This is a genomic window from Escherichia sp. WS547, from assembly GCF_046486065.1.
Classification (GTDB): Bacteria; Pseudomonadota; Gammaproteobacteria; order Enterobacterales; family Enterobacteriaceae; genus Escherichia; species Escherichia coli.
Genome location: NZ_JBJQMA010000008.1, coordinates 116,994 through 135,682, shown reverse-complemented (window position 1 = coordinate 135,682; position 18,689 = coordinate 116,994). Strand labels below are relative to the sequence as shown.

Here is an 18,689-nt window from a genome sequence, read left to right as displayed (position 1 = left end):
TTATTTATACTTTGTACAATTTTAGCGTATATTGTACAAAGTATTATTGGGTCGTGTACAGGCGACGGAGATTTGTGACCGCAAGGAGGAATTGTGGCTTATTACAGCATTGGTGATGTTGCTGAACGTTGCGGGATTAATCCTGTCACTCTCCGGGCCTGGCAACGCCGCTACGGTTTGTTAAAACCACAGCGCAGTGAAGGCGGACACCGACTCTTTGATGAAGAAGACATACAACGCATCGAAGAGATCAAGCGTTGGATAAGTAATGGCGTCCCTGTAGGCAAAGTTAAAGCATTACTGGAAACCACCAGCCAGGATACGGAAGATGACTGGAGCCGCCTGCAAGAAGAGATGATGTCAATTCTTCGTATGGCTAATCCTGCCAAACTACGCGCGAGAATTATTTCACTGGGTCGAGAGTACCCAGTAGATCAATTGATTAATCATGTTTACCTTCCTGTTCGCCAGCGTCTCGTGCTTGATCACAACACCTCCCGCATTATGAGCAGTATGTTTGACGGCGCATTAATTGAATACGCAGCAGCCTCGCTTTTCGAAATGCGCCGTAAGCCCGGTAAAGAAGCCATTCTGATGGCGTGGAATGTTGAAGAGAGAGCACGATTGTGGCTGGAAGCATGGCGTTTATCATTGTCAGGATGGCACATTTCTGTTCTTGCTGATCCCATTGAAGCGCCGCGCCCGGAACTGTTCCCAACGCAAACATTGATTGTCTGGACAGGCATGGCACCAACGAGAAGGCAAAACGAACTTTTACAACACTGGGGTGAGCAAGGTTATAAAGTCATCTTTCATGCCCCCTAATTTCACCTTTATCCCGCCCCTTAGACAGAATCTTATAATCTGAACCCACAACAGCGTTTGTACCGGAGCTGGTCCGTTGCAAAATGCTCACCGGGAGAATTCAGGTAATCCCCCTTTCACACTTTGTACATATCACAGCCAAAGGACAGACCAGATTGAAGTGGTAAAACCGATCGTGCACACTACGCAGTCTCACAACTAACAAGAGGTTATTATCCTGATGGATCAGGTTGTTGTTTTTCAAAAGATGTTTGAGCAAGTGAGAAAAGAGCAAAACTTCTCCTGGTTTTATTCAGAATTAAAACATTACCGTATTGCACATTACATTTATTATCTGGCTACGGATAACATCAGAATTATTACTCACGATGACACGGTTTTGTTATTAAGAGGAACCAGGAACCTGTTAAAAGTTAGTACGACCAAGAACCCTGCTAAAATAAAAGAGGCCGCATTGCTTCATATTTGCGGAAAATCAACATTTCGGGAATACTGTTCAACACTGGCAGACGCGGGCGTTTTCCGGTGGGTTACTGATGTTAATCATAACAAACGCAGTTACTACGCCATTGATAATACGCTTTTATATATTGAAGATGTAGAAAATAATAAACCATTAATCTAGCTAAAGTTGGATGTTTAAAAAATGCTTCATAATTCAGTAAGGCATTAGCATAATGGAAATAAAAGTGCAGAGACTATTCATATGGATGAGTAATACTATCTTTTTATTGCCACCCATAAATAATCACCAGATCAATACTATCAACTTGATATTTGAAATGTGATCACTTGACTTTTGATACGTTATTTTATAGCGGTTAACATATTTATAAAAAACAACGGGCGTGCCATACGCCCGTTTCAATACTTAACGCACATGTGTTTTGGTTTAGTCATCATCCGGTTATATGTATTTTAGCCAGGAATGGGTTAAACCATTCCTATATAACTAAAAAATTGAAACCTTATTCTCATGTCATGCTTATATTCGTCATTATCGTTATATAAAAAGGCCAACCATAATGTTTAGCAAATTGGCACAAAGTAGTATAAAGGCTATGTTTTAATTACAGGATGTTCAGTCATTTGAATGTATAACATTTTAGCTAAACAAATCTAAAACGAAGTGAATAATTTAATGTTTTCACTAAATCTCATTTTGTTTAATATCTATTGAGATTTCTTGCTTTAAATTTTGTTTTATATAAACAATGGTTTTAATTTTTAATTAATTTGTTTTTTTGAGGGGGTAATATACTCATATGCAAAATCAAGAAATAAACATCCTAATGAACCATATTAAATACCGTGGGATAAGACATAACAAATGAAGTGGATAGTAATTGACACGGTAATTCAACCTACATGCGGTATATCTTTTTCAGCCATATGGGGTGATATGAAAATGATCATCTGGTATCAACCTACTATATTTCTCACTCCTGGAAGTATATTTACACCGGTTAAGTCTGGTATTATCTTTAAGGATAAAGAATACCCTATTACTATTTATAACATCACACCATTCAACAAGGATTTATGGAGTTTACTCAAAAGCAGTCAAGAGTGTCCTCCAGGAGAAAGCGAAATAACAAATAAATGTTTACATAATAGTTGTATTATAAAAACATGCCCATATGGACTCAAGTAATGGTCTTCATATAAATATTCTCGACATGCTATTAATAATATCCACATAAATAAAACAACGGGCGTATAACACGCCCGTTTCAATATTTAACACATGTAGAGATTACATGTTCTTGATGATCGCATCACCAAACTCTGAACATTTCAGCAGTTTAGCGCCATCCATCAGACGCTCGAAGTCATAGGTTACAGTCTTGGCGTTGATTGCGCCTTCCATACCTTTAACAATCAGGTCTGCGGCTTCAGTCCAGCCCATATGGCGCAGCATCATCTCAGCGGAGAGAATAATAGAGCCTGGGTTTACTTTGTCCTGACCGGCATATTTCGGCGCAGTACCGTGGGTGGCTTCAAACAGGGCGCATTCGTCACCGATGTTTGCGCCTGGGGCGATACCGATACCGCCGACCTGTGCAGCCAGAGCGTCAGAAATGTAGTCACCGTTCAGGTTCATACAGGCGATAACATCATATTCAGCCGGACGCAGCAGGATCTGTTGCAGGAATGCGTCAGCAATCACGTCTTTAATGACGATCTCTTTGCCGGTATTCGGGTTTTTAACTTTCATCCACGGGCCGCCGTCGATCAGTTCACCGCCAAACTCTTCACGCGCCAGCTGGTAGCCCCAGTCTTTAAACGCGCCTTCGGTGAACTTCATGATGTTGCCTTTGTGCACCAGGGTCACAGAGTCACGATCGTTAGCAATTGCGTATTCGATCGCTGCACGAACCAGACGTTTGGTGCCTTCTTCCGAACACGGCTTAATACCGATACCGCAATGTTCCGGGAAGCGAATTTTCTTCACGCCCATCTCTTCACGCAGGAATTTAATCACTTTCTCGGCGTCGGCAGAGTCAGCTTTCCATTCGATACCCGCATAAATGTCTTCCGAGTTTTCACGGAAGATAACCATATCGGTCAGTTCAGGATGTTTAACCGGGCTTGGGGTGCCCTGATAGTAACGTACCGGACGCAGGCAGATGTAGAGATCCAGTTCCTGGCGCAGGGCAACGTTCAGAGAACGAATACCGCCACCAACCGGAGTGGTCAGAGGGCCTTTAATGGCAACGCGATATTCACGAATCAGATCAAGGGTTTCAGCAGGCAGCCAGACATCCTGACCATAAACCTGTGTGGATTTTTCACCGGTGTAAATTTCCATCCAGGAGATTTTACGCTCGCCTTTATAGGCTTTCTCGACTGCAGCGTCGACCACTTTCAGCATGGCTGGGGTTACATCTACACCGATTCCATCACCTTCAATGTAAGGGATAATCGGATTTTCAGGAACGTTGAGTTTGCCGTTTTGCAGGGTGATCTTCTTGCCTTGTGCCGGAACAACTACTTTACTTTCCATTCACCTCTCCTTCGAGCGCTACTGGTTTGCTCGTCTGCCACCACGTTGCATATGCGTTTGCGTCCTGCGATACGGATGCATTAGAGCAATTTTTTGTTAATGATTTGTAATTGGCTTGTCAATACTACCCTATTGTTTGCCGTCATGAAAGATGCGCGTTATTAGGCTATAATGCGGCAATTCATAATCTCTGAAAATACCATGCAAAAAACTTCTTTTAGACCAAAGACAGTATTTTTCAGACCTTCAAATAAGTCATTAAATATCAATAAGTTACACCAGTTTTTAAGCAATAAAAAAAACCACCAGAGATAACTAACAGGATGCTATTTGGTCAAAATTTGACATTACTCGACTCAGCGACTATCTCACTTTGAGCACTATTGGGAAAATTATCAAAAGTCATGGTTGAAGCGACAAGCAACGAGTAAATTATGGCATCCCCCCTTTTTGAGGTTCACATGAAACGCTTTGCACTGATAGCTGTGAAACTCGTTGCCTTTACTGGTTCTGCATCTGCTGCAACCGAAGAAATCAACTTCAAGTAACAGAAACACTATATAACAATGGAGTGTTGACAAATGGATACTACCGAAGAACGCAATGGAACATATTTCTACAGAGGACACCCGAACCTGTCCAAAATAGAACTACTCAACGTCATATTCCTTGAAGAATTCTGTAAGGAATTGGGGATTGATTCGGTATCAGGTGCAGCAATCTTATCTGGTCAACCGTGGCTGGGTACAAGAGCGAAGCCGCAAGGGGCAACCCTGGGAACAAGTGTTGTCTCAAAGTATGCGCGTATACTGATGAGAGATGCACGCATGCCTTTTGGTATTTCTGTTCATACACCAGTGGGTGTAAGGATGCAGAAATCTAATAAGCTTGCTGCAATTATCGCTCGTTGGGTCCCGTGGATTGGTTGGGCTTCACTGTCGATGAGTCTTTACAGGGTTTCGACTCGTACCCAGGAAAAATACAATCTGATTGCCAAACCTCAAGACCGTATTAAGTGGACTTCCTTCTAATGGCGACAACAATCACAGACGAAGTTTTAGCACTGTTCCGTGATGAGATTCCAGGTTATCAGGATGACCACGGGAAGGAAATTCCGTTAGAACTGGACTCTGATTTGTTCGACTATCCACGAGATGATTTAGAGGACGCTATACGGAAATACAAAGAGAGGTTTGGGATTAACCTGGATAATCTGGACTGGTCTTTGTACCTTCCATGGGAGTCTGCACCATTGCTTCAACGATGGTTCAAGCTCAAGCGGGAAGAGGTAGAAACAACACGTTTACCGTTAACTGTACGGATGTTTGCAGAATCAGCAGAAGCGGGAAAATGGCTGTATCAGTAGAATAAAAAAGAAGGCTGCGATGCCCCTCTTATTACTGCTGATGATGGTAGTGGTAAAGCATCATCCTGAACTTGAACAGTGAAGTGCTGTCACCCATCAGTAATACAGAAACACTATTTTTCATACCAGTATTTATTCAATTCATCAATGTAAAATGTGTTCATTGGGCCATATTTATCACCATGCAGCCACACAACCGCTGCTCACTAACCCAGGTATTGATGAAACCGCGCTGAAGAGCCTGAACCCTGAACCTCTAACGAGTACCTTAAAAGTCCAATGCAATCCGACACTGTGCTACCCTCTGCGTATAGCTCTATTTGGAATTTACCATGAAATACTTTAGCGATTCTAAATCTTCTTTTAGAAAAAAACAGGTTAGTCGACTAAACTCGCAACACTCCACTAAGCGTAAACCTGAAAATCAGCCCACGCGCGTGATCCTGTTCAATAAACCCTACGATGTTCTTCCGCAGTTCACCGATGAAGCCGGACGCAAAACATTAAAAGAATTCATCCCGGTTCAGGGCGTTTATGCAGCAGGTCGTCTTGACCGCGATAGCGAAGGGTTACTGGTGCTGACCAATAACGGCGCGTTGCAGGCGCGTTTAACCCAGCCGGGTAAACGCACCGGAAAAATCTATTATGTGCAGGTGGAAGGTATTCCCACACAAGACGCACTTGAAGCCTTGCGCAATGGCGTAACCTTAAATGATGGCCCTACCCTGCCCGCAGGCGTAGAGCTGGTTGACGAACCCGCGTGGTTATGGCCGCGGAATCCACCAATTCGTGAACGCAAAAGTATTCCCACCAGCTGGCTGAAGATCACCTTATATGAAGGACGTAATCGCCAGGTGCGCCGCATGACCGCCCATGTTGGTTTCCCCACGCTGCGACTGATTCGCTATGCGATGGGTGATTACTCTTTGGATAATCTTGCCAACGGCGAATGGCGAGAAGCGACAGATTAAGGACGCAAAATGTTTAAACCGCACGTTACCGTTGCTTGCGTGGTGCACGCAGAAGGCAAATTTTTAGTCGTTGAAGAGACGATTAATGGTAAAGCGTTATGGAACCAACCTGCCGGGCATCTGGAAGCCGATGAAACCTTAGTGGAAGCCGCCGCCCGTGAGCTGTGGGAAGAAACCGGCATCAGCGCGCAACCGCAACACTTTATTCGTATGCATCAGTGGATTGCGCCAGATAAAACGCCGTTTTTGCGTTTCCTGTTTGCTATTGAGCTTGAGCAAATATGCCCGACCCAGCCTCATGACAGCGATATCGACTGCTGCCGTTGGGTTAGCGCCGAAGAAATTTTACAGGCGTCAAATCTGCGTTCGCCGCTGGTGGCGGAAAGTATTCGTTGTTATCAAAGCAGGCAACGCTATCCGCTGGAGATGATTGGCGATTTTAACTGGCCTTTTACAAAGGGTGTCATCTAAAAGGCTGCGTGATAGAATACGCCGCCTTGAAGTTCAATGTCGTGAGTGATCCAATGTCTGAAACCGCAAAAAAAGTAATCGTCGGCATGTCCGGCGGTGTCGATTCCTCCGTTTCTGCCTGGCTGTTGCAACAACAGGGATATCAGGTCGAAGGTCTGTTTATGAAGAACTGGGAAGAAGACGACGGTGAGGAATATTGCACAGCGGCAGCGGATCTGGCTGATGCCCAGGCTGTCTGCGACAAGCTCGGCATTGAACTGCACACCGTTAACTTTGCTGCCGAGTACTGGGACAACGTCTTCGAACTGTTCCTTGCCGAATATAAAGCCGGTCGCACGCCGAATCCGGATATTCTGTGCAACAAAGAGATCAAATTTAAAGCCTTCCTCGAATTTGCCGCTGAAGATTTAGGTGCCGATTATATCGCTACCGGTCATTACGTACGTCGGGCAGATGTCGATGGCAAGAGCCGCCTGCTGCGTGGTCTGGACAGCAATAAAGACCAGAGCTACTTCCTTTATACGCTTAGCCATGAGCAGATTGCGCAAAGCCTGTTCCCGGTCGGCGAACTGGAAAAACCGCAGGTGCGTAAGATTGCTGAAGATCTTGGTCTGGTCACCGCGAAGAAAAAAGACTCTACCGGCATTTGCTTCATTGGCGAACGTAAATTCCGCGAGTTCCTGGGCCGTTATCTCCCGGCGCAACCGGGCAAAATCATTACCGTCGATGGCGATGAAATTGGTGAGCACCAGGGGCTGATGTATCACACCCTCGGTCAGCGTAAAGGTCTGGGTATCGGTGGCACCAAAGAAGGCACCGAAGAACCGTGGTATGTGGTCGATAAAGACGTCGAAAACAACATTCTGATTGTTGCGCAGGGCCATGAACACCCGCGTCTGATGTCTATCGGTCTGATTGCCCAGCAGCTGCACTGGGTCGATCGCGAACCATTCACCGGCACTATGCGTTGCACGGTAAAAACCCGCTATCGCCAGACCGATATCCCCTGCACCGTCAAGGCGCTGGACGATGATCGCATTGAAGTGATTTTCGATGAGCCGGTTGCCGCCGTGACGCCGGGCCAGTCTGCCGTCTTCTATAACGGTGAAGTGTGCCTCGGTGGCGGTATTATTGAGCAGCGTCTGCCGCTGCCGGCCTGATTATTTTCTTTACTTAAAACAAGGAAGCAGTGAACGTGGCAAAGAATTACTATGACATCACCCTCGCCCTGGCCGGTATTTGTCAGTCGGCACGCCTGGTGCAACAACTCGCTCACCAGGGGCATTGTGATGCCGATGCGCTACACGTCTCACTCAACAGCATTATCGATATGAACCCCAGCTCGACGCTGGCGGTTTTTGGCGGTAGCGAAGCCAACCTGCGCGTCGGGCTGGAAACCTTGCTCGGCGTGCTCAATGCCAGCAGTCGCCAGGGCTTAAACGCTGAGTTAACCCGCTACACACTCAGCCTGATGGTGCTTGAGCGCAAACTCTCCTCAGCGAAAGGTGCGCTCGACACTCTGGGCAACCGGATCAACGGCCTGCAACGTCAGCTCGAACACTTCGATTTACAGTCCGAAACGCTGATGAGCGCGATGGCTGCTATCTATGTTGATGTGATTAGCCCGCTTGGCCCACGCATTCAGGTAACCGGTTCCCCTGCTGTACTGCAAAGCCCACAAGTGCAGGCGAAAGTTCGCGCAACCCTGCTGGCAGGCATTCGCGCCGCCGTGCTCTGGCACCAGGTTGGCGGCGGACGTCTGCAACTGATGTTTTCTCGTAATCGCCTGACCACTCAGGCAAAACAAATTCTTGCTCATTTAACCCCGGAGTTGTGATCTATGGAATTATCCTCACTGACCGCCGTTTCCCCTGTCGATGGACGCTACGGCGATAAAGTCAGCGCGCTGCGCGGGATTTTCAGCGAATATGGTTTGCTGAAATTCCGTGTACAAGTTGAAGTACGTTGGCTGCAAAAACTGGCCGCGCACGCAGCGATCAAGGAAGTTCCTGCTTTTGCTGCCGACGCAATCGGTTACCTTGATGCAATTGTCGCCAGTTTCAGCGAAGAAGATGCAGCACGCATCAAAACCATCGAGCGTACCACTAACCACGACGTTAAAGCGGTTGAGTATTTCCTGAAAGAAAAAGTGGCGGAGATCCCGGAACTGCACGCGGTTTCTGAATTCATCCACTTTGCCTGTACTTCGGAAGATATCAATAACCTCTCCCACGCGTTGATGCTGAAAACCGCGCGTGATGAAGTGATCCTGCCGTACTGGCGTCAACTGATTGATGGCATTAAAGATCTCGCCGTTCAGTACCGCGATATCCCGCTGCTGTCTCGTACCCACGGTCAGCCAGCCACGCCGTCAACCATCGGTAAAGAGATGGCAAACGTTGCCTACCGCATGGAACGTCAGTACCGCCAGCTTAACCAGGTGGAGATCCTCGGCAAAATCAACGGCGCGGTCGGTAACTATAACGCCCACATCGCCGCTTACCCGGAAGTTGACTGGCATCAGTTCAGCGAAGAGTTCGTCACCTCGCTGGGTATTCAGTGGAACCCGTACACCACCCAGATCGAACCGCACGACTACATTGCCGAGCTGTTTGATTGCGTTGCGCGCTTCAACACCATTCTGATCGACTTTGACCGTGACGTCTGGGGTTATATCGCCCTTAACCACTTCAAACAGAAAACCATTGCTGGTGAGATTGGTTCTTCCACCATGCCGCATAAAGTTAACCCGATCGACTTCGAAAACTCCGAAGGGAATCTGGGCCTTTCCAACGCGGTATTGCAGCATCTGGCAAGCAAACTGCCGGTTTCCCGCTGGCAGCGTGACCTGACCGACTCCACCGTGCTGCGTAACCTCGGCGTGGGTATCGGTTATGCGCTGATTGCATATCAATCCACCCTGAAAGGCGTGAGCAAACTGGAAGTAAACCGTGACCATCTGCTGGATGAGCTGGATCACAACTGGGAAGTGCTGGCAGAACCAATCCAGACAGTTATGCGTCGCTATGGCATCGAAAAACCGTACGAGAAGCTGAAAGAGCTGACTCGCGGTAAGCGCGTTGACGCCGAAGGCATGAAGCAGTTTATCGACGGTCTGGCGTTGCCAGAAGAAGAGAAAGCCCGCCTGAAAGCAATGACGCCGGCTAACTACATTGGTCGCGCCATCACCATGGTTGATGAGCTGAAATAAGCGTCAAAACAGTGCCGGATGGCGATGCTGTCCGGCCTGCTTATTAAGATTATCCACTTTTTCTTTTTTCACTTTACCTCCCCTCCCCGCTGGTTTATTTAATGTTTACCCCCATAACCACATAATCGCGTTACACTATTTTAATAATTAAGACAGGGAGAAATAAAAAATGCGCGTACTGGTTGTTGAAGACAATGCGTTGTTACGTCACCATCTTAAAGTTCAGATTCAGGATGCTGGTCATCAGGTCGATGACGCAGAAGATGCCAAAGAAGCCGATTATTATCTCAATGAACATTTACCGGATATTGCGATTGTCGATCTCGGTTTGCCTGACGAGGACGGTCTGTCACTGATACGCCGCTGGCGTAGCAATGATGTTTCACTGCCGATTCTGGTATTAACCGCCCGTGAAAGCTGGCAGGACAAAGTCGAAGTATTAAGTGCCGGTGCTGATGATTACGTGACTAAACCGTTTCATATTGAAGAGGTGATGGCGCGAATGCAGGCATTAATGCGGCGTAATAGCGGTCTGGCTTCACAGGTCATTTCGCTACCCCCGTTTCAGGTTGATCTCTCCCGCCGTGAATTATCTATTAATGACGAAGTGATCAAACTGACCGCGTTCGAATACACCATCATGGAAACGTTGATACGCAATAATGGCAAAGTGGTCAGCAAAGATTCGTTAATGCTACAACTCTACCCGGATGCGGAGCTGCGGGAAAGTCATACCATAGATGTACTGATGGGACGTCTGCGCAAAAAAATACAGGCACAATATCCGCAAGAAGTGATTACCACCGTTCGCGGCCAGGGCTATCTGTTCGAATTGCGCTGATGAAAAAATTACTGCGTCTTTTTTTCCCGCTCTCGCTGCGGGTACGTTTTCTGTTAGCAACGGCAGCAGTAGTATTGGTGCTTTCGCTTGCCTACGGAATGGTTGCGCTGATCGGTTATAGCGTCAGTTTCGATAAAACCACGTTTCGGCTGTTACGTGGCGAGAGCAATCTGTTCTATACCCTTGCGAAGTGGGAAAACAATAAGTTGCATGTCGAGTTACCCGAAAATATCGACAAGCAAAGCCCCACTATGACGCTAATTTATGATGAGAACGGGCAGCTTTTATGGGCGCAACGTGACGTGCCCTGGCTGATGAAGATGATCCAGCCTGACTGGCTGAAATCGAATGGTTTTCATGAAATTGAAGCGGATGTTAACGATACCAGCCTCTTGCTGAGTGGAGATCATTCGATACAGCAACAGTTGCAGGAAGTGCGGGAAGATGATGACGACGCGGAGATGACCCACTCGGTGGCGGTAAACGTCTACCCGGCAACATCGCGGATGCCAAAGTTGACCATTGTGGTGGTGGATACCATTCCGGTGGAGCTAAAAAGTTCCTATATGGTCTGGAGCTGGTTTATCTATGTGCTCTCAGCCAATCTGCTGTTAGTGATCCCGCTGCTGTGGGTCGCCGCCTGGTGGAGTTTACGCCCCATCGAAGCCCTGGCAAAAGAAGTCCGCGAACTGGAAGAACATAACCGCGAATTGCTCAATCCAGCCACAACGCGAGAACTGACCAGTCTGGTACGAAACCTGAACCGATTGTTAAAAAGTGAACGCGAACGTTACGACAAATATCGTACGACGCTCACCGACCTGACCCATAGTCTGAAAACGCCACTGGCGGTGCTGCAAAGTACGCTGCGTTCTCTGCGTAGTGAGAAGATGAGCGTCAGTGATGCTGAACCGGTAATGCTGGAGCAAATCAGCCGCATTTCACAGCAAATTGGCTACTACCTGCATCGTGCCAGTATGCGCGGCGGGACATTGCTCAGCCGCGAGCTGCATCCGGTCGCCCCACTGCTGGACAATCTCACCTCGGCGCTGAACAAAGTGTATCAACGCAAAGGGGTCAATATCTCTCTCGATATTTCGCCAGAGATCAGCTTTGTCGGTGAGCAGAACGATTTTGTCGAGGTGATGGGCAACGTGCTGGATAATGCCTGTAAATATTGCCTCGAGTTTGTCGAAATTTCTGCAAGGCAAACAGACGAGCATCTCTATATTGTGGTCGAGGATGATGGCCCCGGTATTCCATTAAGCAAGCGAGAGGTCATTTTCGACCGTGGTCAACGGGTTGATACTTTACGCCCTGGGCAAGGTGTAGGGCTGGCGGTAGCCCGCGAAATCACCGAGCAATATGAGGGTAAAATCGTCGCCGGAGAGAGCATGCTGGGCGGTGCGCGGATGGAGGTGATTTTTGGTCGCCAGCATTCTGCGCCGAAAGATGAATAAATATGTCCATACTTCACGCATTACGTTAAGCATCCGTTATAATCGGTTGCAGATACCAGCCTGTGGATGCTTAACATGGAATACCAACTCACTCTTAACTGGCCCGATTTTCTTGAACGTCACTGGCAGAAACGCCCGGTGGTGTTAAAACGCGGCTTTAATAATTTTATTGACCCAATCTCTCCAGACGAGTTGGCGGGTCTGGCGATGGAAAGCGAAGTCGACAGTCGACTGGTCAGTCATCAGGATGGCAAATGGCAGGTCAGCCACGGTCCATTCGAAAGCTACGATCATCTCGGTGAAACTAACTGGTCATTGTTAGTGCAAGCAGTGAACCACTGGCATGAGCCGACCGCCGCGCTGATGCGACCGTTCCGTGAACTGCCGGACTGGCGTATTGATGACCTGATGATCTCTTTTTCTGTACCTGGCGGCGGCGTCGGCCCGCATCTCGATCAGTACGACGTGTTTATCATTCAGGGTACCGGACGTCGTCGCTGGCGAGTGGGCGAAAAGCTGCAAATGAAACAGCACTGCCCACATCCGGATCTGTTACAGGTCGATCCGTTCGAAGCCATCATCGATGAAGAGCTGGAGCCTGGTGATATTCTTTATATTCCGCCAGGATTCCCGCATGAAGGCTACGCGCTGGAAAATGCGATGAACTATTCCGTGGGTTTTCGCGCGCCAAATACGCGGGAACTGATTAGCGGATTTGCCGATTATGTGCTGCAACGTGAACTGGGCGGCAACTACTACAGCGATCCTGATGTTCCACCTCGCGCTCATCCTGCGGATGTTCTGCCGCAAGAGATGGATAAACTGCGTGAGATGATGCTCGAATTGATCAACCAGCCGGAACACTTTAAGCAATGGTTTGGGGAGTTTATATCCCAGTCACGCCATGAACTGGATATCGCGCCGCCAGAGCCGCCTTATCAGCCGGATGAAATCTACGATGCGCTGAAACAAGGTGAAGTGCTGGTGCGTCTGGGTGGTCTGCGCGTATTGCGCATTGGCGACGACGTGTATGCCAATGGTGAGAAGATCGATTCCCCACACCGTCCGGCACTGGATGCGCTCGCCAGCAACATTGCGCTGACCGCGGAGAATTTTGGTGATGCGCTGGAAGATCCGTCATTTCTCGCGATGCTTGCGGCACTAGTCAATAGCGGGTATTGGTTCTTCGAAGGGTAAGTTTGAAGTTAAGCCGGATGCGGCATCACATGCCGCATCCCTTTTCGCTTACTTCCGTTGCGCCGTCAACTCGGCAATACGGACGATCACCTGCACCGCTTTTTCCATACCTTCCAGAGTCACAAACTCATGCTTACCATGATAGTTGTAACCGCCAGTGAACAGGTTCGGGCACGGTAATCCCATAAACGACAACTGCGCGCCGTCGGTACCGCCGCGGATCGGTTTCAGTTCCGGTTCAATATCGCAGTCACGCATCGCCTGCTGGGCGATATCGAGAATATGCGGATGCTCAACCACTTTCTCGCGCATATTGTAGTAACTGTCTTCAATCACCAATTCAATGTAGCAATCAGGATGTAACCCTTTGCCCACTTTTTTGGCGATCTCCATCATTTTACGTTTACGCGCTTCAAACTGTTTACGGTCGAAATCACGGATGATGTAGTGCATTTCGGCCCGTTCAACGGTGCCTTTCATGCTCGCCAGGTGATAGAAACCTTCATAGCCTTCTGTCATTTCCGGGCTTTCATCCGCCGGAACTTCCGCATGAATACGTGCCGCCAGCGACAGCGCATTTACCATCACTCCTTTCGCCGTGCCCGGGTGAACATTGTTACCGACAATTTTGATATTGACCGACGCGGCGTTGAAGTTTTCAAACTCCAGTTCGCCTACGCCACCACCATCAACGGTGTAAGCCCAGCGGGCATCGAAGGCGTCAACATCAAAATGTTTCGCCCCTTTGCCCACTTCTTCATCCGGGGTAAAGGCGACGCGAATATCACCATGCGGAATGTTTTTCTGTTGCAATACCGCCAGCGCGGTCATGATTTCTGCAATACCTGCTTTGTCATCGGCACCTAACAAGGTTTTACCATCGGTGGTAATCAGCGTCTGACCCAGTAGCTGATGCAGCACCGGGAACATAACCGGTGATAAAACTTCATCGCCGATACCCAGCGCAATATCGCCACCGCGATAGTTTTCAACAATTTGCGGATTCACATTTTTGCCGCTGCAATCCGGTGAGGTATCCACATGAGAAATAAAGCCAATCGCCGGGATATCGCCAGGGACGTTAGCCGGTAACGTCGCCATCAAAGTGCCCTTCTCACTTAAGGTCACATTGATAAGCCCCATCTCTTCGAGTTGCTCTTTCAGCAGATGCAATAACTTCCATTGGCCTTCCGTGCTGGGAACCTGTCTCACCCCTGCTTTTGATTGGGTATCCAGAGACACGTAGTTCAAAAATCGCTCAAGTAGTTTATCCATGTAGTCACCCTCACTTTTTGTGACAACATTATTAAGAAGCAAGAAAAGACAAATATTGCGTCAGGTCACTTTTACCCCTGCAAGCGGGAATATTTATCAGCATTACCTTAATGAATATAAAGCTAAGCCAGTAATTCACAACAAAGATTGGCGATTCAAGCGGTTTGCCGTAGAATTACCGCCCTCATTAAGAGTCACCAAGGTGGTTAACCACAAACCCCGCATCGGTAAGCCATCCGTTGCGTTTACATGGGACAGAGTAAAAAATTGAATAAACAACCGAGTTCGCTTTCACCGCTGGTGCAATTGGCGGGAATTCGCAAATGCTTTGATGGTAAAGAGGTCATTCCCCAGCTGGATCTGACTATCAACAATGGCGAGTTCCTCACGCTGCTTGGCCCTTCTGGCTGCGGTAAAACAACCGTTCTTCGCCTGATTGCAGGTCTGGAAACTGTTGATTCCGGACGCATCATGCTGGATAACGAGGACATCACCCACGTTCCGGCGGAAAACCGCTATGTGAATACTGTTTTCCAAAGCTACGCACTTTTCCCCCACATGACCGTGTTCGAAAATGTGGCCTTTGGGTTGCGCATGCAAAAAACCCCCGCTGCTGAAATTACGCCCCGCGTGATGGAAGCCCTGCGGATGGTGCAGCTGGAAACCTTCGCTCAACGCAAACCGCATCAGCTCTCTGGTGGTCAACAGCAACGCGTCGCCATTGCCCGCGCGGTGGTTAACAAGCCTCGTCTGTTGTTGCTGGATGAGTCGCTCTCAGCGCTGGATTACAAACTGCGCAAGCAAATGCAGAACGAGCTGAAAGCGTTACAGCGTAAGCTTGGCATTACATTCGTCTTCGTGACTCACGACCAGGAAGAAGCACTCACCATGTCGGACAGGATTGTGGTGATGCGCGATGGTCGCATTGAGCAAGACGGCACGCCGCGTGAAATCTATGAAGAGCCGAAAAACCTGTTTGTTGCTGGGTTTATTGGCGAAATCAATATGTTTAACGCCACTGTCATCGAACGTCTCGACGAGCAGCGCGTACGCGCCAACGTTGAAGGCCGCGAATGTAATATCTACGTTAACTTCGCCGTTGAACCGGGGCAAAAACTGCATGTTCTGCTGCGCCCGGAAGACTTACGTGTTGAAGAGATTAACGACGACAACCACGCTGAAGGGCTGATTGGTTACGTTCGCGAGCGTAACTATAAAGGCATGACGCTGGAGTCGGTTGTTGAACTGGAAAATGGCAAGATGGTGATGGTCAGCGAATTCTTCAATGAAGACGATCCTGACTTTGACCACTCTCTCGACCAAAAAATGGCCATTAATTGGGTAGAAAGCTGGGAGGTCGTACTGGCTGATGAAGAACACAAGTAAGTTCCAGAATGTAGTGATTGTCACTATTGTCGGTTGGCTTGTGTTGTTTGTCTTTCTGCCCAACCTGATGATCATTGGCACCAGCTTTTTGACCCGCGACGACGCCAGTTTCGTCAAAATGGTCTTTACGCTGGATAACTACACGCGTCTGCTCGATCCGCTCTATTTTGAAGTGCTATTGCACTCGCTGAATATGGCGCTGATCGCCACCCTCGCCTGCCTGGTGCTGGGCTATCCTTTTGCCTGGTTTCTGGCGAAGCTGCCACACAAGGTGCGTCCGCTGCTGCTGTTTCTGCTGATTGTTCCGTTCTGGACCAACTCATTGATTCGTATCTACGGGCTGAAAATTTTCCTCAGCACCAAAGGCTATCTCAACGAGTTTTTGCTCTGGCTGGGCGTTATCGATACACCAATTCGCATCATGTTCACACCCAGTGCGGTGATTATCGGTCTGGTTTACATTCTGCTGCCGTTTATGGTGATGCCGCTGTACTCGAGTATCGAAAAACTGGATAAGCCGTTGCTGGAGGCGGCGCGCGATCTCGGTGCCAGCAAGTTGCAGACCTTTATCCGCATCATTATCCCACTGACGATGCCGGGGATTATTGCCGGATGCTTGTTGGTGATGCTGCCAGCGATGGGCCTGTTCTATGTGTCCGACCTGATGGGCGGTGCGAAAAACCTGCTGATCGGTAACGTCATCAAAGTACAGTTCCTCAATATTCGTGACTGGCCGTTTGGTGCAGCCACCAGCATTACGCTGACTATCGTAATGGGCCTGATGTTGCTGGTTTACTGGCGCGCTTCTCGCTTGCTGAATAAGAAGGTGGAACTCGAATGATCGGTCGACTGCTTCGCGGCGGTTTTATGACCGCTATCTACGCGTACCTGTATATTCCAATCATTATTTTGATTGTGAACTCGTTCAACAGCTCGCGCTTTGGCATCAACTGGCAGGGTTTTACCACTAAATGGTATAGCCTGCTGATGAACAACGACAGTCTGTTGCAGGCAGCTCAGCATTCATTGACGATGGCGGTGTTTTCAGCGACGTTTGCTACGCTTATCGGTTCACTGACTGCAGTTGCGCTGTACCGTTATCGCTTTCGCGGTAAGCCGTTCGTTAGCGGAATGCTGTTTGTGGTGATGATGTCGCCAGATATTGTGATGGCGATTTCTCTGCTGGTGCTGTTTATGCTGCTGGGTATTCAGCTTGGCTTCTGGTCGCTGCTGTTCTCGCATATCACCTTCTGCCTGCCGTTTGTGGTGGTGACGGTGTATTCGCGCCTGAAAGGTTTTGACGTGCGAATGCTGGAAGCGGCGAAAGATCTCGGTGCCAGCGAATTTACCATTCTGCGAAAAATCATTCTGCCACTGGCAATGCCAGCGGTAGCGGCGGGCTGGGTGTTAAGCTTTACCCTGTCGATGGACGATGTAGTAGTTTCTTCGTTCGTCACCGGACCAAGCTATGAAATTCTGCCGTTAAAAATTTATTCGATGGTCAAAGTCGGCGTATCGCCGGAAGTTAACGCGCTGGCAACCATATTACTGGTGCTGTCGCTGGTGATGGTAATTGCCAGCCAGCTTATTGCTCGTGATAAAACGAAAGGTAACACAGGGGACGTTAAATGAAAAAATGGTCACGCCACCTGCTCGCGGCGGGTGCTCTGGCACTGGGCATGAGCGCCGCTCACGCCGATGACAACAACACGCTGTATTTCTACAACTGGACCGAGTACGTGCCGCCAGGACTGCTTGAACAGTTCACCAAAGAAACCGGTATTAAGGTTATCTATTCGACTTACGAGTCGAACGAAACCATGTACGCGAAGCTGAAAACGTACAAAGACGGTGCCTATGACCTGGTGGTTCCTTCAACCTATTACGTCGATAAAATGCGTAAAGAAGGGATGATCCAGAAGATCGACAAGTCGAAGTTAAGCAATTTCAGCAACCTCGATCCAGACATGCTCAACAAGCCGTTTGACCCGAATAACGACTATTCCATTCCGTATATCTGGGGTGCAACGGCGATTGGCGTTAACGGTGATGCGGTGGATCCGAAATCCGTTACCAGCTGGGCCGATCTGTGGAAACCTGAGTACAAAGGCAGCCTGCTGCTGACCGACGATGCCCGTGAAGTGTTCCAGATGGCGCTGCGTAAGCTGGGCTACTCCGGTAACACCACCGATCCGAAAGAGATTGAAGCTGCATACAACGAGCTGAAAAAACTGATGCCAAACGTCGCGGCGTTTAACTCCGATAACCCCGCTAACCCGTATATGGAAGGCGAAGTTAACCTCGGCATGATCTGGAACGGTTCTGCTTTCGTTGCACGCCAGGCGGGTACGCCAATTGATGTGGTGTGGCCGAAAGAAGGCGGCATTTTCTGGATGGACAGCCTGGCGATCCCGGCAAATGCCAAAAACAAAGAAGGCGCGCTGAAATTGATCAACTTCCTGCTGCGCCCGGATGTGGCAAAACAGGTTGCAGAAACTATCGGTTATCCAACGCCAAACCTTGCGGCGCGTAAGCTGTTAAGTCCGGAAGTGGCGAACGATAAAACGCTCTACCCGGATGCTGAAACCATTAAAAATGGTGAATGGCAGAATGACGTTGGCGCAGCCAGCAGCATTTATGAAGAGTATTATCAGAAGCTGAAAGCAGGACGTTAATTCA

Annotated in this window: 21 protein-coding genes; 19 read left to right on the top strand and 2 right to left on the bottom strand. The window is 48.5% G+C overall.

The window, feature by feature from the left end:
- The first annotated feature begins 93 nt into the window (after positions 1–93).
- The 5 genes from bluR to ACJHWK_RS09715 all read left to right on the top strand — a co-directional run bounded on the left by bluR (position 94) and on the right by ACJHWK_RS09715 (position 2,479).
- Entirely contained in the window at positions 94–825 is a 732-nt protein-coding gene (bluR, locus tag ACJHWK_RS09735; RefSeq protein ID WP_000332298.1) for a DNA-binding transcriptional repressor BluR, read from the top strand.
- A gap of 220 nt (positions 826–1,045) precedes the next feature.
- Complete coding sequence (locus tag ACJHWK_RS09730) at positions 1,046–1,450, top strand: DUF1398 domain-containing protein (protein ID WP_001522899.1); 405 nt, start codon at positions 1,046–1,048, stop codon at positions 1,448–1,450.
- Between the two features lie 52 nt (positions 1,451–1,502).
- Positions 1,503–1,613, top strand: a complete 111-nt coding sequence (locus ACJHWK_RS09725) for a hypothetical protein (protein WP_019842521.1) — start codon at positions 1,503–1,505, stop codon at positions 1,611–1,613.
- A 237-nt stretch (positions 1,614–1,850) separates the two neighbouring features.
- Entirely contained in the window at positions 1,851–1,895 is a 45-nt protein-coding gene (locus ACJHWK_RS09720; RefSeq protein WP_120795380.1) for a protein YmgK, read from the top strand.
- Positions 1,896–2,155: 260 nt separating this feature from the next.
- Positions 2,156–2,479, top strand: coding sequence for an anti-adapter protein IraM (locus ACJHWK_RS09715; RefSeq protein ID WP_020232865.1), 324 nt, complete (start codon positions 2,156–2,158; stop codon positions 2,477–2,479).
- Between the two features lie 102 nt (positions 2,480–2,581).
- Here ACJHWK_RS09715 and icd read toward each other — a convergent pair whose 3' ends face one another.
- Positions 2,582–3,832, bottom strand: coding sequence for an NADP-dependent isocitrate dehydrogenase (icd, locus tag ACJHWK_RS09710; protein ID WP_001522898.1), 1,251 nt, complete (start codon positions 3,830–3,832; stop codon positions 2,582–2,584).
- Positions 3,833–4,413: 581 nt separating this feature from the next.
- Between icd and ACJHWK_RS09705 the strand changes: the two genes are divergently transcribed.
- The 10 genes from ACJHWK_RS09705 (at position 4,414) to roxA (ending at position 13,349) form a co-directional block, all read left to right on the top strand.
- Positions 4,414–4,863, top strand: a complete 450-nt coding sequence (locus ACJHWK_RS09705; protein ID WP_000381622.1) for an STM2901 family protein — start codon at positions 4,414–4,416, stop codon at positions 4,861–4,863.
- Positions 4,863–5,198: a DUF1493 family protein gene (locus tag ACJHWK_RS09700; protein WP_000246191.1), complete on the top strand. Its 336-nt coding sequence runs from the start codon at positions 4,863–4,865 to the stop codon at positions 5,196–5,198. The genes ACJHWK_RS09705 and ACJHWK_RS09700 overlap by 1 nt, the downstream gene beginning before the upstream one ends.
- 332 nt (positions 5,199–5,530) lie before the next feature.
- Positions 5,531–6,169 carry a 23S rRNA pseudouridine(2457) synthase RluE gene (gene rluE, locus ACJHWK_RS09695; protein ID WP_000873387.1) on the top strand — a complete coding sequence of 213 codons (639 nt, stop codon included), beginning with the start codon at positions 5,531–5,533 and terminating at the stop codon, positions 6,167–6,169.
- 9 nt (positions 6,170–6,178) lie between these two features.
- Positions 6,179–6,640 carry a phosphatase NudJ gene (gene nudJ / locus ACJHWK_RS09690; protein WP_001522894.1) on the top strand — a complete coding sequence of 154 codons (462 nt, stop codon included), beginning with the start codon at positions 6,179–6,181 and terminating at the stop codon, positions 6,638–6,640.
- 53 nt (positions 6,641–6,693) lie between these two features.
- The gene (mnmA, locus tag ACJHWK_RS09685) at positions 6,694–7,800 is read left to right on the top strand and encodes a tRNA 2-thiouridine(34) synthase MnmA (protein WP_170886418.1); all 1,107 of its coding nucleotides are present in this window, start codon (positions 6,694–6,696) and stop codon (positions 7,798–7,800) included.
- A 35-nt stretch (positions 7,801–7,835) separates the two neighbouring features.
- Positions 7,836–8,477 carry a high frequency lysogenization protein HflD gene (gene hflD, locus ACJHWK_RS09680; protein WP_001297479.1) on the top strand — a complete coding sequence of 214 codons (642 nt, stop codon included), beginning with the start codon at positions 7,836–7,838 and terminating at the stop codon, positions 8,475–8,477.
- Between the two features lie 3 nt (positions 8,478–8,480).
- A complete protein-coding gene (purB, locus tag ACJHWK_RS09675) occupies positions 8,481–9,851 on the top strand; it encodes an adenylosuccinate lyase (protein ID WP_000423742.1) in 1,371 nt (456 codons plus the stop codon).
- A gap of 169 nt (positions 9,852–10,020) precedes the next feature.
- Positions 10,021–10,692: a two-component system response regulator PhoP gene (phoP, locus tag ACJHWK_RS09670; RefSeq protein WP_001265481.1), complete on the top strand. Its 672-nt coding sequence runs from the start codon at positions 10,021–10,023 to the stop codon at positions 10,690–10,692.
- Positions 10,692–12,152, top strand: coding sequence for a two-component system sensor histidine kinase PhoQ (gene phoQ, locus ACJHWK_RS09665; protein WP_000735412.1), 1,461 nt, complete (start codon positions 10,692–10,694; stop codon positions 12,150–12,152). Before phoP ends, phoQ begins: the two co-directional genes overlap by 1 nt.
- A gap of 75 nt (positions 12,153–12,227) precedes the next feature.
- Entirely contained in the window at positions 12,228–13,349 is a 1,122-nt protein-coding gene (roxA, locus tag ACJHWK_RS09660) for a [50S ribosomal protein L16]-arginine 3-hydroxylase (RefSeq protein ID WP_000456506.1), read from the top strand.
- Positions 13,350–13,397: 48 nt separating this feature from the next.
- Here roxA and pepT read toward each other — a convergent pair whose 3' ends face one another.
- Entirely contained in the window at positions 13,398–14,624 is a 1,227-nt protein-coding gene (pepT, locus tag ACJHWK_RS09655; protein ID WP_001522887.1) for a peptidase T, read from the bottom strand.
- A gap of 249 nt (positions 14,625–14,873) precedes the next feature.
- Here pepT and potA point away from each other — a divergent pair, with 249 nt between their 5' ends.
- From potA to potD, 4 genes are read left to right on the top strand one after another with little or no spacing between them, the layout of a single operon-like run.
- Positions 14,874–16,010 carry a spermidine/putrescine ABC transporter ATP-binding protein PotA gene (gene potA / locus ACJHWK_RS09650; protein WP_000531594.1) on the top strand — a complete coding sequence of 379 codons (1,137 nt, stop codon included), beginning with the start codon at positions 14,874–14,876 and terminating at the stop codon, positions 16,008–16,010.
- On the top strand, positions 15,994–16,851 hold the full coding sequence (gene potB / locus ACJHWK_RS09645) for a spermidine/putrescine ABC transporter permease PotB (protein WP_000799401.1): 858 nt from the start codon (positions 15,994–15,996) through the stop codon (positions 16,849–16,851). Before potA ends, potB begins: the two co-directional genes overlap by 17 nt.
- Complete coding sequence (gene potC, locus ACJHWK_RS09640) at positions 16,848–17,642, top strand: spermidine/putrescine ABC transporter permease PotC (protein WP_000580316.1); 795 nt, start codon at positions 16,848–16,850, stop codon at positions 17,640–17,642. The genes potB and potC overlap by 4 nt, the downstream gene beginning before the upstream one ends.
- A complete protein-coding gene (gene potD / locus ACJHWK_RS09635) occupies positions 17,639–18,685 on the top strand; it encodes a spermidine/putrescine ABC transporter substrate-binding protein PotD (RefSeq protein ID WP_000759309.1) in 1,047 nt (348 codons plus the stop codon). The genes potC and potD overlap by 4 nt, the downstream gene beginning before the upstream one ends.
- The last annotated feature ends 4 nt before the right edge of the window (positions 18,686–18,689 follow it).